At 72.4% G+C, this 14,878-nt stretch carries 12 protein-coding genes; 6 read left to right on the top strand and 6 right to left on the bottom strand.

From position 1 onward, the window contains the following. Window positions 1-9 precede the first annotated feature (9 nt). Window positions 10-1,170 carry a glycosyltransferase family 4 protein gene (locus JDY09_RS08985; RefSeq protein ID WP_274716592.1) on the top strand — a complete coding sequence of 387 codons (1,161 nt, stop codon included), beginning with the start codon at window positions 10-12 and terminating at the stop codon, window positions 1,168-1,170. On the opposite strand, the gene JDY09_RS08980 is transcribed toward JDY09_RS08985, so the two are convergent. From JDY09_RS08980 to JDY09_RS08970, 3 genes are read right to left on the bottom strand one after another with little or no spacing between them, the layout of a single operon-like run. After that, window positions 1,149-2,144, bottom strand: a complete 996-nt coding sequence (locus JDY09_RS08980; protein WP_274716591.1) for an NAD-dependent epimerase/dehydratase family protein — start codon at window positions 2,142-2,144, stop codon at window positions 1,149-1,151. The genes JDY09_RS08985 and JDY09_RS08980 overlap by 22 nt on opposite strands. Further along, on the bottom strand, window positions 2,141-3,448 hold the full coding sequence (locus tag JDY09_RS08975) for a nucleotide sugar dehydrogenase (RefSeq protein ID WP_274716590.1): 1,308 nt from the start codon (window positions 3,446-3,448) through the stop codon (window positions 2,141-2,143). The genes JDY09_RS08980 and JDY09_RS08975 overlap by 4 nt, the downstream gene beginning before the upstream one ends. 10 nt (window positions 3,449-3,458) lie before the next feature. Further along, window positions 3,459-4,226 carry a WecB/TagA/CpsF family glycosyltransferase gene (locus JDY09_RS08970; RefSeq protein ID WP_274716589.1) on the bottom strand — a complete coding sequence of 256 codons (768 nt, stop codon included), beginning with the start codon at window positions 4,224-4,226 and terminating at the stop codon, window positions 3,459-3,461. Window positions 4,227-4,556: 330 nt separating this feature from the next. On the opposite strand from JDY09_RS08970, the gene JDY09_RS08965 reads away from it, so the two are divergent. Then, window positions 4,557-5,993, top strand: a complete 1,437-nt coding sequence (locus tag JDY09_RS08965; RefSeq protein WP_274716588.1) for an oligosaccharide flippase family protein — start codon at window positions 4,557-4,559, stop codon at window positions 5,991-5,993. A gap of 59 nt (window positions 5,994-6,052) precedes the next feature. Here JDY09_RS08965 and lhgO read toward each other — a convergent pair whose 3' ends face one another. Beyond that, window positions 6,053-7,282 carry an L-2-hydroxyglutarate oxidase gene (gene lhgO / locus JDY09_RS08960; RefSeq protein ID WP_274716587.1) on the bottom strand — a complete coding sequence of 410 codons (1,230 nt, stop codon included), beginning with the start codon at window positions 7,280-7,282 and terminating at the stop codon, window positions 6,053-6,055. Window positions 7,283-7,344: 62 nt separating this feature from the next. Here lhgO and JDY09_RS08955 point away from each other — a divergent pair, with 62 nt between their 5' ends. After that, window positions 7,345-8,700, top strand: coding sequence for a glycosyltransferase (locus tag JDY09_RS08955; RefSeq protein WP_274716586.1), 1,356 nt, complete (start codon window positions 7,345-7,347; stop codon window positions 8,698-8,700). On the opposite strand, the gene JDY09_RS08950 is transcribed toward JDY09_RS08955, so the two are convergent. Next, on the bottom strand, window positions 8,672-10,072 hold the full coding sequence (locus JDY09_RS08950; RefSeq protein ID WP_274716585.1) for a polysaccharide biosynthesis C-terminal domain-containing protein: 1,401 nt from the start codon (window positions 10,070-10,072) through the stop codon (window positions 8,672-8,674). The genes JDY09_RS08955 and JDY09_RS08950 overlap by 29 nt on opposite strands. A 56-nt stretch (window positions 10,073-10,128) precedes the next feature. On the opposite strand from JDY09_RS08950, the gene JDY09_RS08945 reads away from it, so the two are divergent. From JDY09_RS08945 to JDY09_RS08935, 3 genes are read left to right on the top strand one after another with little or no spacing between them, the layout of a single operon-like run. Further along, a complete protein-coding gene (locus JDY09_RS08945) occupies window positions 10,129-11,514 on the top strand; it encodes a glycosyltransferase (protein ID WP_274716584.1) in 1,386 nt (461 codons plus the stop codon). 6 nt (window positions 11,515-11,520) lie between these two features. Beyond that, window positions 11,521-12,474, top strand: a complete 954-nt coding sequence (locus tag JDY09_RS08940; protein WP_274716583.1) for a glycosyltransferase family 2 protein — start codon at window positions 11,521-11,523, stop codon at window positions 12,472-12,474. After that, window positions 12,471-13,685, top strand: a complete 1,215-nt coding sequence (locus tag JDY09_RS08935) for a glycosyltransferase family 4 protein (RefSeq protein ID WP_274716582.1) — start codon at window positions 12,471-12,473, stop codon at window positions 13,683-13,685. Before JDY09_RS08940 ends, JDY09_RS08935 begins: the two co-directional genes overlap by 4 nt. Here the strand turns inward: JDY09_RS08935 and JDY09_RS08930 are convergent. Then, the gene (locus tag JDY09_RS08930) at window positions 13,640-14,812 is read right to left on the bottom strand and encodes a glycosyltransferase family 4 protein (RefSeq protein ID WP_274716581.1); all 1,173 of its coding nucleotides are present in this window, start codon (window positions 14,810-14,812) and stop codon (window positions 13,640-13,642) included. The genes JDY09_RS08935 and JDY09_RS08930 overlap by 46 nt on opposite strands. Window positions 14,813-14,878 lie beyond the last annotated feature (66 nt).

Below are 14,878 nucleotides of genomic sequence, written 5' to 3'. Positions count from 1 at the left end.
TAGCCAGCGGTGGATGCCCTCACCGTGATCGTGGCCCACAACCGCTACCGCCAGGTGGGCGGAGAGGAGCGGTGCGTGGCCTTGCAGCTCGCTGCCTTGCGTGCCGCCGGAGTGGCATGTGCGCTCCTTGAGCGTGACTCGGCCGAGCTCGCGCGCAGCGCCGCAGCCCGCGCGCTGCTCGCCGGGGGCGAGCGCGGGCTGGCGTCAGCGGTCGCGGCGGCAGCGGCACAAGCCGGGCGCGAAAGGCAACTCGTGGTGCACGCGCACAACCTCCTGCCGGTGCTCGGGGTGCGACTGCTCGAGTCTGCACGCAGGCTCGGGGCGCGCACGGTGCTGCAGCTCCACAATCTGCGGCTCTCCTGCTCCATCGGTATCGCCTGGCGCAACGGCCGCGTCTGCCGGCAGTGCCGGGGGCGGTTCACGCTTCCCGCCGTGCTTCACGACTGCCGGCGCTCGCTGCCCGAGTCGGTCGTGTACGCGGTGGCGCTAGCGCGGCACTTTCGGCGAACACTGGCGGCGGTCGACCGCTTCGTCGTGCCGAGCGCCTACGCGCTTGCGCGTGCGCGCGCGATCGGTGTTCCGGAGGAGCGCGTCCGGGTCGTGCCGCACTACCTGCCGCCCGACGCCTTCGCTTCGTCGTCGTGCGCCGACACCGGGCGCTACGCGCTGGTTGCCGCTCGTCTCGTTCCCGAGAAGGGAGTCGAGTGGGCCCTCCGTGCCGCCAGTGCTGCGCGTGTGCCGCTCGTCGTCGCCGGCGCCGGACCCGAGCAGGCGCGGCTCGCCGCGTTGGCGCGAGAGCTCGCCGCCGACGTGCGCTTCAGCGGCTGGGCGAGCGCCGACGAGCTACGCCGGCTGCGAGCCGAGGCGGCGTTCGTCTTGGTTCCGTCGCTCGTGCCCGAGTTCGCCGGCTATGCGGCGCTCGAGGCGCTTGCCGCCGGGCTGCCCGTCGTCGCAGCGCGTTCAGGTGCGCTGCCGGAGCTGGTGGGCGACGACTCGTGCGTGCAACCGGGAGCGGTCGACGAGCTCGCCGAGCGGATGGCGCTGCTTTGGGGCGACCCTGCCCGGCGCCGGGCCGAGGGCGAGCGCAACCTCGCCCGCGCGCGCGAGCGCTTCGCCCGCGAGCGCTACATCGACGACATTCGCGCGCTCTATCGCGAGCTCGCGCCGTAGCCAGTCGCGCGTTCTGGCTCGAGCTCGCGCCGGAGCCACTCGGCCGTCCGGGCGATGCCCTCGCGCAACGGTACGCGGGCTTCGAAGTCGAGCAGCCGGCGCGCCTTCTCCACGCTCGGCCAGCGGCGCTGAACGTCCACCTCGAACGACGGTACGCTGCGCAGCTCGAACTCGGCCGGATCGTTGCCGCACGCCTGCCAGCAGAGCTCGGCGATCTCGGCGACGGTCAGCTCCTCGGCGGCTGAGATGTTGAAGTCCTCGCAAGCGGCAGCTGGGTGGAAGCAGCAGCGGGCGATGCCCTCGGCAATGTCGTCGACGTGCGTGAGCGTGCGCGTTTGGCGACCGGACCCGAAGATCTCGAGCGGCCGCTGGCGGCGCAGAGCCTTGTGCAGCAGATCGGGAACGACGTGCGCGATTCCCGGTTCCGACGCCGGCATCTCGCCCGGGCCGTAGGCGTTGAACGGTCGGCAGATCGCGTACTCGAGCCCGTGCTCGGCGTGGGCGGCGCGGCACATCACCTCGCCGGCGAGTTTCGAGAAGCCGTAGGCGGACCGCGGCGGCGGGCACTCGTCGATGTGCTCTTCGGGCGTGGGGAAGCGGGTGGCGCGTTCGAACACCATCGAGGACGAGACGTAGACGAGGCGCTCCACCCGCTCGGCGATCGCGGCGTCGAAGACGGCGTTGAGCAGCGCTGTGTTGGCGGCCAAAAGGGTTTGGGGACAGCGGTGGAAATTGGCGATACCGCCGACGATCGCGGCGAGGTGGACGACGTGTGTCTGCCCGCGCACGGCGCGGCGCGCGACGTCGCTGTCGCGTAGATCGCCGACCACGACCTCGCACGCCTCGGCCATCCAGCTGGGCGGCGCGACCTGGTCGGCGACGCGCACGCGCACGACTTCCGGTTCCTCCAGCAAGCGGCGCACGACCGCCCGCCCGATCGTGCCCGCAGCACCGGTGACGAGGACGGAGCTCACGCGTCGTCCCGTGTGTTCCCGTCGCCGGCGCCCGCAGCGGCCGTCGCCGCCGAGCTCGCGACCCGCTCGGCCGTCGCCGCCGGCGGCGCGCCGACGCGAGCGAAAACCGCACCGGTGCCGGTGCAGTTCCAGGGGTCGGCGACCAGCGTTCCCGGCTCTAGACGCGACGCGATCCCGTCGTAGACACTGTGGTTGGTGGCAACGACCACGGCCGCCGCACCCCGCAGCACTTCATCGAGCGGCTCGGATTCGCGCGGCACGTAGGGGTCGTGGCGACCGACGATCGCCAGCTCGCGCTCGAGCAGGCGGATCAGCTTGTAGCTGAGGGAGTCGCGGGTGTCGTCGCAATCGCGTTTGAACGTGAGACCGAGCACCGCCACCTTGCGGTCGCGCAAAGTCCCGCCGAGACGGCGCTTGAGTCCGTCGACCAGAAAGCGCGGAACGGTTTCGTGGACGCGCGACACCGCCAGCAACATGCCGGGAGCGGGCGAGCGCTCCTCGGAGAAAGCGAAGTCCTTGCGCAGACACGTGCCGGCTGTGAGCCCCGGGGCGGCGATGCCCCCGCGCGGATAGTCGCGGTTGACCAAGTCGATGACCTCGAACACGTTCGCCCCGTACTGCTCGCACTCCATCATCAGCAGGTTGGGCAGCGAGAACTGGGTGTAGCGGAGGATGTTCGTCCAGATCTTGGCGAGCTCGGCTTGTACCGGTGTCGTGCGGCGGATCTCGCAGCCGAACACCGAGAACAGCCGCGCAGCGCGCTCGGCCGAGCGCTCGTCGCTCGCCCCGACGATGCACGGCAGCGTTTCGATCTCTTCGAGGAAGCGGTTCTGCGCGATCCGCTCGGGAACGTGGGCGACGAAAAAGTCCTCGCCGGCGCGCAGTCCGCGCCGCTGTTCTACGTAGCCGGCGACCCACTCCGTCGTACCGGGTGCGACCGTCGAGCGCAGAAGCAGTGCGTGCCCGGGACGCAAGACCGGCAAGAGGTCGTCGAGCGCGCTGCGGATCTGGCCGACGTCGATCTCGATGTGCTCGTGCGCGGGCGTGCCGAGCGTAAGCACGATGTCGTCGGCGTCTGCCGCCGCGACGACGCTGTCGGCCACCGTCAGCCGCCCGCTGGCGTGGACACGCTCGAGCAGGGCTTGCGTGCCGCGCTCCCGGAACGGCATGCGCCCGGCGCGTACCGCTGCCAGGATCTGCGGGTCGCGGTCGATGCCGATGACGTCGAGGCCGCGGTCGGCGAACGACAGCGCCAGCGGCAGCCCTACTCGTCCGAGACCGACGACAGCGACGCGTGTTCCCACGAACGCAACTCTACGGCGCAGCGTTCGCTCGCCGCCGAGCCCGCTCGCCCGCGATCTGGTAGAGCGCACGCGCGACGAAGCGTGGGTTGGTCGTCAGGTAGCGTGGCAGCAGCCGGCGCGGCTCGCGTGTGCTGCGCCACACCCACTCGAGTCCTACCTCCTGCATCCAGCGCGGCGCTTGCTGGACACGTCCGGCGTGGAAGTCGAAGGCCGCGCCCACTCCGCATAGGACGCGTGCGTCGAGGTGCTCGCGCATCCGTGCCATCCACTTCTCTTGTTTCGGTGCCCCGATCCCGACCCAGACGACGTCGGGGTCGTCGTGGTTGATACGGGCTGCCAGTTCGCGCTCCTCGCGCTCCGAGAGCGGACGGTGCGGTGGCGACCACGACCCGGCGATCTCGAGTCCTGGGTAGCGGGCGAGCAGCCGGCGCTCGAGCCGCTCGAGCCACTCGGCGTCGTGCCCGCCGTAGAGCCAAACGCGCCGGCCGCGCTGGGCGCATCGGTCGAGGTAGCGCGCCATCAGCTCGGGCCCGTAGACGCGGTCGCGCAGCGGGTGGCCGAGCGCGCGCGCCGCCCACACCAGCGGCATCCCGTCGGGGACGACCATCGTCGCTCCCTCGAGAGCCGCCCTTAGCTCGGGGTCGTGCTCGGCCGTGACGACGGCGTGAACGGCGACGGCGCAGACGTAACCGCGCTCGTCGCAGTCGACGATGCGGTCCATCACGTCCATCGCCCGCTCGTAGTCGACGAGCGTGATCGGCACGCCGAGGATGCGCACACACTCGGGCGTTCGCGCGTCGGGCAGCGAAGCGGAAGTAGCTAGCGAAGGAGCGGATATTCGGCTGTTCATCGGCGGGCGCAGGGGGCGGGTTGCACCCTTCGGGAAGCTGTCTACGAGTGTCTAACAGTCGCGGACGCCGGAAGGTGCGCTCCGCGGCTGGTCACAGTGTAGGTTCGCGCAGCCGTGTCGCCGCGTGCGCCATCTCCCGGCCGGGGCGCCGCCGTAGGCCGCCGAGCAGCAGCTCGAGCGGCTGGTCTGCCGCGGGGCGCAGGTGTCGTTCGCGGCACGTTTGCGCAGCAGCTCTCCCAAGCTGGCGGCCTGGTGGTGATGTTGGTGGTAGCGACCGTGGTCGGCCGCGCTCTCGACCTGCGCGCTTTCGGTGTTTTCGGTCTGCTCTCTTCGCTCGCCGGCTACCTGTTGGTCATCCAGAACGCGGCAGCCGCTGCGGTCGTGCGCGAGCTGGCAGTCGTCGACGCGGAGGGGGCGGGCGGCGATGGGGGCGCGCGCCGGTCGATCGTCGCCACGTCCGCGCTCGCGCTGTACGTCGTCGCGGCGCTCGCGGCTGCCGCGCTTGTCGCTGCGGCGGGCTGGGCTATCGCGGCGGCGCTGCGTCTGCCGCCCGGCCTCGAGCGGCAAGCCGAGCTCGGGGCCCTCGCGCTGGCGGTGGCGGTGGCTTTGGGCTGGCCGCTCATGTTGTTGCGCGACGTGGTGCGGGCACGCGGCCGCTTCATGCTGCTCGCCGGCTGCGAGCTCGCTGGCCTCGCCGCCTACGGCGCTCTCGTCTGTGCGCTCGCCGCCGCGGGAGCGCCGCTGTGGGCGGTGGTGGGGGCGAACGGGACGCTGCCGCTCGCGGTCGGTTTGGCCGCAGCTGCGTCGCGTCCCCTGCACGGGTGGGCGCGGCTGCGCCCCGCCTTTCTTCGCATCGACACCGCTCGGCGCCTCGCCACCGGCGGCGCGCAGCTCTCGGCTGCGGAGATCACAAGCGCGGTGGTGTACACCGCCGATCGGGCGCTGCTCGGCGCGCTCGCGTCGCCGCGCGCGGTCGGTCTCTTCGAGGGGCCGCTGCGGGCGCACAACGTCTTGCGGGCGCTCGGGGCGGCTTTCGTCACCACCGTGCTGCCGGCCGCGGCGCGCCTCCGGGCCGCAGGTGACAGCGCGGCTCTGCGCGAGCTCGCCGTGCGTGGGATGCGCTACGCGCTTTTTTCGACCGCGCCGCTGGCCGCCGCTGGTGCGGTGTCGGCGCGGCCGCTTCTCGAGCTTTGGCTCGGTGCGCGCTACGGCGGAGGGGCGCCGGCGCTGGCGGTCCTCCTCTCCTACTGGCTGGTGTACGCCGCCGGGATGGTGGGCGCGGCGTTGCTCGTCGCGAGCGGCGGCGCGACACAGGTGCTGCGGGCGGCGCTCGCGACGGTCGCGGCCAACCTGGTCCTCGCCGCTGGGCTTGCGCCCTCCGCTGGCGCGACCGGTGTCGCTGTGGCGATCGCCCTGCCGGCGGCGGTGCAAGGGGTGTGGTTGGCACGCGCCGGTTTGCAAGCTGTGGGCGGTCTGCCGCGGCGCTTCGCGCGAGCAGTGGTCGCGCCCGGTTGGGTGGCCGCCGCGGTCGCAGCGGCCGGTGCGTTCGGCGCGCAGCGCACGCTCGCCGGCGGCGGTCCGCTGGCGCTCGCGGCGGCTGCCGCGGCGGTCGTTGCGGGATGGGTCGTGGCTTTCGTCGCCGTGCTCGATCACAGCGAACGCCAGCTGCTGCGCGCGCTCTGGCGGCGTGCGTGAGGGTGCCACGCGTGCGGCGTGCCGCGGCGAGCGGAGCCCGCCGTGCGAGGCGCCGCTGTCTAGTCGATGCGCGTCGCCGCTCGCGCGGCGATGGTTCGGGCCAAAGCCAGAGCAGACGTGGCGGCCGGCGAGGGGGCGTTTAGAACGTGCAGTTGGCGCTCGCCCTCGACGACCAAGAAGTCGTCGACGAGCGTCCCGTCGCGTGCCACCGCCTGCGCCCTCACGCCGGCCGGTCCCGGGCGCAGGTCGTGCGGATCGAGCGCAGGTATGTAGCTGCGCGCTGCGTGCGCAAGCAGGGCCGGGCACACGGCGACCACCAGCTCCCTGAGCCCTGCCCGCCGGTGCCGCCAGAGCGCCCGCACGGTGCCGCGCCAGGCGAAGAAGTCGCGGAGGTCGCGCACGAGCTCGCGCCCGCGCAACCGGGGCGCGTGCGCCCGCCCGGGCCACGGCAGCGCTGTCGGCCCGAGCGTCACCGAGCCGTCGACGTGGCGCGAGAGGTGCACGCCGAGGAAAGGCAGACGCGGGTCGGGGACGGGGTAGACGAGAGCGCGCACCAGCTCGGCGCTGCGTCCGTTCACGAGGCGGTAGCCGCCGCGGAACGGCACGATCCGCACCGGCGTGGGGATGCCGGCCGCGGCCGCGAGTCGGTCGGCTCCTAGACCGGCGCAGGCGACGAGAAAGCGTGCGCCGACCACCTCGCCGCTGGCGAGGCGCACGGCGAGCGGGGCGCTGCGCGCGACGTCGCGCCCGCTGGCGCCCAGGGCTCGCTCCACTTCCACGACTTTCGCGCCCGTGCGGATCTCGCCGCCCAGGCTGCGTAGCTCGTCGGCGAGCGACAGCGCCACGGCGCGGAAGTCCGTGACAGCGGTAGCGGGCGACCAGAGGGCAGCGATCCCTGCGCAGTGCGGCTCGCGCATCCGGATCTCGTCGCGGCCGACGAGGCGCGCTCCGCTCACCCCGTTCGCCTTGGCGCGTCGCGCGAGTTCGTCGAGGCGTTCGCGCTCGCGCGCGTCGCGCGCCACGATCAGCTTGCCGCAGCGGCGGAAGGGAAGGTCGAGCCGCTCGCAGCGCTCGGCAAGAAGCCGCGCCCCTTCGACGCAGAGCTGCGCCTTCAGCGAGCCGGGCCGGTAGTAGATGCCGGCGTGGACGACGCCGCTGTTGTGCGCCGTCTGCGCGCTGGCGATCGCGTCGGCGGCCTCCAGCACGACGACGCGATCGCGCGGGAAGCGGCGCTTCAGCTCGAGCGCCGTCGCAAGCCCCACGATACCCGCGCCCGCCACTACGAGCACCGCCCGACCCCCGTGCCGAACGCAGCCGACGGCGCCGCTTCCGCCCACCTACGATCGCGCCGATGGCAAGCCAACGCCCCGGTCGCCGCCGCCCGGCCGCGACCCACCGGCTCGACGTCCTGATGGTCTCGGAGTGGCTGCCGGGACCCGACCACGCTTTCCGCGGCATTTTCGTCGTCGACCACGCGCGCGCGGTGGCGCGCTACGCGCGCGTCGTCTTGGTGGGGCTGCCGCACGGGCAGCGCGTCGCGCCGCATGTGCGAGCGGCGAGCGGCGCCGACCTCCGCTCCGCTGGCGCCAGCCTCGCTTGGTCGGAGCGTGATCCCCTGGCGGCGCCGATCACGAGCGGTGCACGCGCAGGGCGCGTGGCGCGCGCACTGCGCGAGACCTCGCTCGTGCGCATCGATCTCGACGATCGGCCGGCCTTCCGTCCCCGCAGCGTGTGGACGCCACTGCGGCTCGGGCGCCTCGTCCGGCGCCTCGCCGCGCTCGGGTTCCGGCCTGCGATCGTTCACGCCCACCTCTACACCGGAGCGTTGCAGGCGGCGCCGGTAGCGCGCCGGCTCGGAGTTCCGCTGGTGGTGAGTGAGCACGCCAGCAGCGTCGCGCTTCGCACGCTGAGCACGGCGCAGCGGACGATCGCGCGGATCGGCTACCGCCAGGCCGACCGCATCTGCCCGGTCGGGGAGGAGCTGGCGGCGGCGGTCGCCGAGCTCGCGGGCCGCACGCCGGTCGCGGTCGTGCCGAACCCGCTCGACGACGAAACCTTCTCGCCTCGCGCTGTCGAAGGGGACGAGCGGGAGGCGAGCGCAGACGGCCTCGAGCCGCCCGGCGGGGGGCGCGACTCGAGCCCGGACGGGCGCTTACGGCTCCTCTCGGTGGGAGGTCTCGTGCCGGTGAAGGGCGGCGACGTCCTTGTCCGCGCCTTCGCGCGGCTCTTGCGCGACGGGGTCGCGGGCGAGCTGACCCTGGTCGGTTCGGGTCCGCTCGAGCACGAGCTGCGAGCGCTGGCGCATGATCTGGGCGTGGCTGGGTCGGTGCGTTTCGCCGGTGCGCTGAAGCGCGCCGACGTCGCGCGCGAGCTGGTGCGCAGCGACCTGTTCGTCGCCCCGAGCCGGTTCGAGACCTTCGGTGTCGCAGCGTGCGAGGCGCTGCTCGCGGGCGTTCCGGTGGTCGGGTCGGCGGTCGGCGGTCTGCGCCGACTGCTCGCCGACAGCGGCATGCCGGCGGTGCCGCCGGACGACCCCGACGCGCTCGCGGTCGCTCTGCGCGATGCGTGCGCTCGCCGCGACGAGCTCCGTCGGCGCGCCCTCTCCTTCGCGCCGCGGCTGCGCGAGCGGTACGGGCTAGCGGCGGTCGGTGCGCGCTGGCTCGCGGTCTACGGCGAGCTCACGACGAGCGCGCAGCCGCAGCGGTAAGGCGCTCAAGGAGCGAGCGCGCGAGCGCCAGGTAATCGTCGATCTCGGGTCGTCCGAAGCGCACGAGCGGCCACGGTGCGCGGCCCGCGGCACGCGCGAACGCACGGGCAGCGAAAAAGAAGGTGCAGGCGTAGGAGAGGGTCGAGGCGAGGGCGGCGCCGCTCGCTCCCCAGAGCGGGATCAACAGTGCGTAAGCAGCGATTGTCGGTGGTGTCACCAGCACGGTGACGCGCAGCATCAGCTGCGGGCGGCCATGCCCGACGACTGCCGCAGCGAACACCTTCGCGACCGCGAGCAGCGCGCAACCGGGCACAAGGATCAAACCGAGCGCTGTCGCCGGCGCGAAGTCGGGCCCGTAGACAAGCTCAACGAGACCGAAAAGGATCGCGACGGCGCCGAGCGCCGAGACCGTGGCAAGCAGCGAGGCGTGGCGCACCGCCTTGGTTTCGAGGAGCTCGCGGTCGAGCGTGCGTCCACGCGCTTCGAGCGTGGCGACACGCGGAAAAACGAGCTCGGCTAACGCCGGCGGCAACAGCCAGATCACGCTCGTCACCGACATCGCGACCGAGTAGTGGCCGACGACGGCGGCGCCGCCGATGGCGCTCAACAGGAAGAGATCGGCCCGGTAGTTGAGGGTCTGGAGAGCGTTGGCAGCGTAGGCGTAGAGACCGAACCTCGCCGCCTCGCGCAGCAGCGGCACGGGGCGGGCGGCGGCGGCCGCGGTGCCGTTGCGGGCACCCGCTCGCACGCGCCAACCGATCCACGCTGCCGTGAGGGCGTTGCTGGCGGCGAAGCCTGCGACGGCCCCCGTTACGCCGGCGAAGTAGGCGAGCGCGGGCACGAGGATCGCCATCGCCGTCGACTGCGCGGCCGGTGCCAGGGCGAACGAGACGTAGTCGTGGCGGGCAAGCGCGACAGCACCCGAGTAGAGCCACGACAGGCCGGCCGCGGCGCCGGCCGCTGCCACCGCGGTCTGTGCCGTGTCGAGGCCGGCGAATGCCGACGGCACGAGCGCCCGCAGGGCGAGACAGGCGCCGACGAAGAGAGCGCCGATCACGAGCGCAGCCGCTTGCAGCGCGCGCCATGCTGCGAGGGGCGACCAGCGCCCGCGCACGACGTGGTAGATCGCGCCCTGCTCGAGGCCGAGCGAGAGGCCGGAAGCTGCGATGATGCCGAGCGTGACGACGATCGCGAAGGCGCCGGCTCCGTCGCTGCCGAGCGTGCGCGCGACGAGAATCGTCGTGAGCGCCCCTGTGGCAGCAGTGACGAGCTTCGACACCCCGCCGATCGCCGCTCCCTGCGCAGCCGGTGGCAGAGACGCCGCTTGCGGAGCGGGGTCGGGCGTTGCCGCCTCTGTCGACGAGGGTTTCACAGCTGTTTTCGAACAGCGCGCGGACCTGCGGTTGGGGAAGGCGGTGTCCGCGCTCGATGGGCGCTAGCGCGAGCGGTGGCGCCAAGCCGCGCCGCCGCATCCTGCTCGTCACCTACTACTGGCACCCTGCGAACGTAGTAGCTCTGAACCGGATCGATGCTTTCGCCCGCTACCTGTCGTTGGCCGGGCACGAGGTGACAGTCTTGACGACGACCGCCCACGCCGCGCGCTCGTCGAGGTCGGGAACCACGGGCGCCCCCGGTGGGCGCGCGCGTGTGCGGGTGGTGCGGGCGTTCGACGCCGCTTCCTCTGCGTTTCTGCGCCGACTGCTCGGCCGGGAGCCCGTGCCCGACGAGGGCGGGCTGGCCCCCGACCATCACGTGCCGCCGCCGCTCGTGGGGTCGCTGTTCGTGCCCGACCCGACCGTCGCTTCCTGGGTTCCGTGGGCACTCGCGGCCGCGCTCCGGCTGGCGCGCCGTGTCGACGCTGTAGTCACAAGTAGCTCCCCCGAGGCGGTGCATTTAGTGGGTTTTGCTTTGCGGACCCTTGGTGTTCCGTGGGTTGCCGATTTCCGCGAGCCGTGGTTCGCCGAGATCGATCGAGTGCAATTTCCGCTCGCCGCGCAGCGCAAGCTAGACGCGCTGCTCGAGCGGGGCGTAGTGCGACGCGCGGATCGGATCACCACAGCGACGGCGCCGATCGCGAAGGATCTTGCCGATCGCTACGGCGTCACTGCGACGACGGTCACGAACGCGTGGGATCCAGAGTTCGAGCGACTCGTCGCGAACCGATCGGGTGTCGAGCGACGTGCCGAGCGTCGCATGCTCGTGCACGCCGGGTCGCTCACCGCCCGCAGCGGCCGGTCGCCGCGCCCGCTGGCGGCGGCGCTCGCGCAGCTTCGCGACAGCCACCCCGACGAGTACCGCAAGCTCGACCTGGTGTTGGCAGGGCCGGTCTCGGACGCCGAGCGCGCCGAGCTCGCGCCGTTCGCCGGCGAGGGCCCGGTGCGGTTCGTCGGGCGCCTCGAGCGCGGGCCGGTGCTGGCGCTCGAGCGCGAAGCGGACGGGCTGCTTCTGCTCACGAGCGCGAGTCCGTTCGAGGCGAGCGGCAAGATTTTCGAGTACCTCGCGGCCGGTCGCCCGATCTTGGCTCTGGCGGATGGCAACGCGGCGGCGGCGATCGTGCGCGAGACGGGAACCGGAGTCGTCGTGCCGCTCGACGATCCAGCGCGGGTCGCGGCGGTGCTCGCCGCGTTCGTGCGCGGCGAGCTCGACGCCGCCTACACGCCGCGCAACCTCGACCGCTACCGGCAGCCGAACCCTGTGCATCTGCTCGAGCGGCTGATCGAGGATGCGATAGCTAGCCGTGCGAACCGTGGGACGCGAGCTCCCGGGCCGCACGCGCGTGTCGGCCAGCCCGGATCGCGAGCGGTCGCTGTTTGAAAGGTCATGGCGGCGAGAAGCGAAATCGACGTCGTCATACCGTCCTGGAACGGGCGCGATCTGACGCTCGCTTGTCTGGAACAGCTAGCCAGCCAGACCGTCGCGGTTCGGACGATCGTCGTCGACAACGGCTCGAGCGACGGCACCGCCGATGCCGTTCGCGAGCGCTTCCCTGCTGTGGAGGTCGTCGAGCTAGCGACGAACCGCGGCTTCGGCCCCGCCGTCAACGTCGGCGTGGCGCATGGCGACGCTCCCTTCGTTGTGGTTGTCAACAACGACGTGCTCTGTCCACCGCAGTTCATCGAACGGCTCGTCGCCCCGCTGCGTGACGACAACAGTGTGGGCATGGTGGCGTCGGTGCTCGTCCGTCCCGACGGTCGCATCGACGGCTATGGACTCGAGGTCGACCGCACGCTAGCGGCCTTCAACCGCTTCGAAGGTTTGCGCCTCCCGCCCGGGTCGCTCGACGAGAACGGTCTGCTTGGGCCGAGCGGTGGTGCTGCCGCATACCGGCGTTCCGCCTACGAGAGCGCCGGCGGTTTCGACGAGAACCTCTTCGGCTACATGGAGGACGTGGATCTCGCGCTGCGGTTGCGGGCCGCAGGATGGCGGGCAGCGGGAGCGCGTCGAGCCGTAGCCACGCACTCCCGCGCCGTGACGTTCGGCCACCGCTCGTCCCGCCAGGTGTCGATCGCCGGCTTTGCCCGCGCCTACATGGTCCGCAAGTACAGCTTGCTGTCGCAGGGTGTCGGGCGCGCCGCGACGGTGCTCGCTTGGGAGGTGGCGGTCGTCGCGGGCGAGTTCCTTCTCGGCAACGGTCCGGCGGCGGTGCGTGGACGTGTGCGCGGCTGGCGGGCCCGTGGGGACGCTCCCGCGACAGCCGTGCCGTGGGAGGTGGTGGACGAGAAGATCGGTGTGCTCGGGGCAGCGGTCAGGCGGCTGCGGGCAGTCACGACGTGAGCCACGCGGGCAGCGTCAGCGGCCGCTCGGCGACCACGCGATCCGCGTCGGGGTCGGGTCGGCGTCTCCGCGTCGCGCTCGATCTGGCTTTCCTCGAGCCGGGCGCGATGGGCGGTCTCGAGACGTACGCCCGCGAGTTGGCTCGCGCGCTGGCGCGCCGCGACGACGTCGAGCTGGTGGTTGTCGCTTCGCGCCGGCTTCGGGGCGACAGCCTGGTGGAGCTCGGGCGTTGCGTCTGGGTGGCCGGCGACCCGAAGAGGCGTCTGGATTGGGTGTTGGCCGACCAGGTCGCTGTTCCGCGCGCCGCCGCGCGCGCCGGTGCCGACGTCGTTCACTTCCTCGCTTCGACGGCCGCGGTGGCGGGACACGTCGCGCGTGTCGTGACGGTCCACGACCTCGCCTTCCTGCGCCATCCGCGCACGCACTTCGGGGTCCGCGCCGCCGGCATGGCTGTGCTCGTGCCGCTCGCCGCCCACCGCGCCGAGCGCGTGATCACGCCGAGCGCGTTCGTGGCGGACGAGCTGGTGCGGTTTTTGCGCGTGCCGCGCGGGCGCGTCGCGGTGGTGCACGAGGGACTCGGACGCAGCGTCGACGCGCGCACAGCAGCGGGCGACCTGCCACGACCGGTCGCCGAGCGGCTCGCGGCCCGGCCACGCCCGCTGGTCTTGACAGCGTCGGCGAAGCGGCCGCACAAGAACCTCGCGCGCTTGATCCGCGCCGTGGCGCTTATTCCGCCGCACCGCCGTCCGCTGCTCGTGCTTCCCGGTTATCCCACTCCCTACGAGTCCGAGCTCCGCGCGCTCGCCCGCTCCCTCGGCATCGAGGGCGAGGTGTGCTTGCTGGGCTGGGTGGCCGACCGCGAGCTCGACGCGCTCTACGCGCGCGCCAGCTGCTTCGTGTTCCCCTCGCTCTACGAGGGCTTCGGCTTGCCGGTCCTCGAGGCGATGGCGCGCGGCGTGCCGGTCGCGACGTCCGACCGCGCAAGCTTGCCGGAAGTCGCGGGTGACGCGGCGCTGTACTTCGATCCGCTCAGTCCGCACTCGATCGCAGCCGCGCTCGAACGCTTGCTTGCCGACGAGAACCTTGCCGCCCGGCTGCGCAGCCAAGGTCGCGAGCGTGCACGCCGGTTCACCTGGGACGCTTGTGCAGAGGGTACGGTGGCCGTCTACCGGCAGGCGCTGGCGGTCGCGGGCTCGTCCTCCCGGGCGTAGCTCGCGGCGACGCAGCGCAGCGAGCTTTCGAGCGAGAGCTTCTCGGCGTTGCGGCGGAACCAGGCGGCGGTCCGCTCTCGCAGTTCGTCGCCGGCGTCGCGCACGCGCAGGATCGCTCGCGCTAGCTCCTCGGGGTTGTCGCTCGCGCACACGAAGCCGTTCTCGCCGTTCTTGACGAGCTCGACGGCAGCGTTGTCGGGTGCGCTCACGACGATGCTCGGAACGCCGCGCGAGGCGGCTTCCACCACCACCATCCCGTAGCCCTCGCGCATCGAAGGCAAGACCATGCACAGCGCCCGCCCGAGACGCCGGTCGACCTCTTGCGGGGCGACGAACCCCGGCAGCTCGACGCGACCGCGCAGGCCGTGACGCTCGACGGCCTCTTCCACGCGCCCGCGCTCGGGACCGTCGCCGAGAATCTCTAGGCGCAGCTCGCGGTCGTGGCGTGCGACGATCGCGAACGCTTCGACGAGGAGCGGCACACGTTTTTCGGGGATGTGGCGCCCGGCGAAGACGACGACCGGTTCGGCGGGTTCAGGGCCACGCGGCTCGGTCGGGCCGGCGTACTCGCCGCGCAGCACAAGCGGCCGGGTGCGGGGAGCAATCGTGCGCAGCCGCTCGGCGTGCAGTCGGGAGAAACAGAAGCTCTCATGGTCGACGCGTGCGCAAAGGCGCTGCACCGCCCAGCCGACCGCGCCGAGCGGGCCGAGGTAGGAGTGCCAGTATTCGCGCGACCAGACCTCGTGCCAGTCGACGACGAGGCGGTAGCGGCCGCGGGCGCGCGCTGCTGCTGCTGCCAGCACACTGAAGTACGGGAACGACGCCGTGTGGACGACGTCATAGCGGCGCCCGTGCCGCAGCAGGTGCCAGAGAACACCGATGCCGAACAGCAAGGGTGGCAGGATCCGTCGCCGGCCGCTACGCGTGTAGAGATCGCCCGGCGGCGATACCGCGACGATCCTTACGCCAGGCACGGTTGGGGGGTGCGAGCGCGGCCACTGGCGGCGGGTCAGGTACGTAACCTCGTGCCCCTCGCGTGCCAGCCGCTCGGCGAGGTTGCGGTACCAGCGCTCGGCGCCGCCGACCGTCAGCGGGAACAGGCAGTCGTAGACCACACAGACTCTCACCGGCAGTCGGGTAGCATCACCGATCGGGCGCTCGCACGGTCGCGTCGTGCCGGCAGGCGCGACTTG

This window comes from Thermoleophilum album (assembly GCF_028867705.1).
GTDB lineage: Bacteria > Actinomycetota > Thermoleophilia > Solirubrobacterales > Thermoleophilaceae > Thermoleophilum.
Note: the sequence above shows the minus strand (reverse complement) of the source record. Positions and strands in the feature narration are given on the sequence as shown.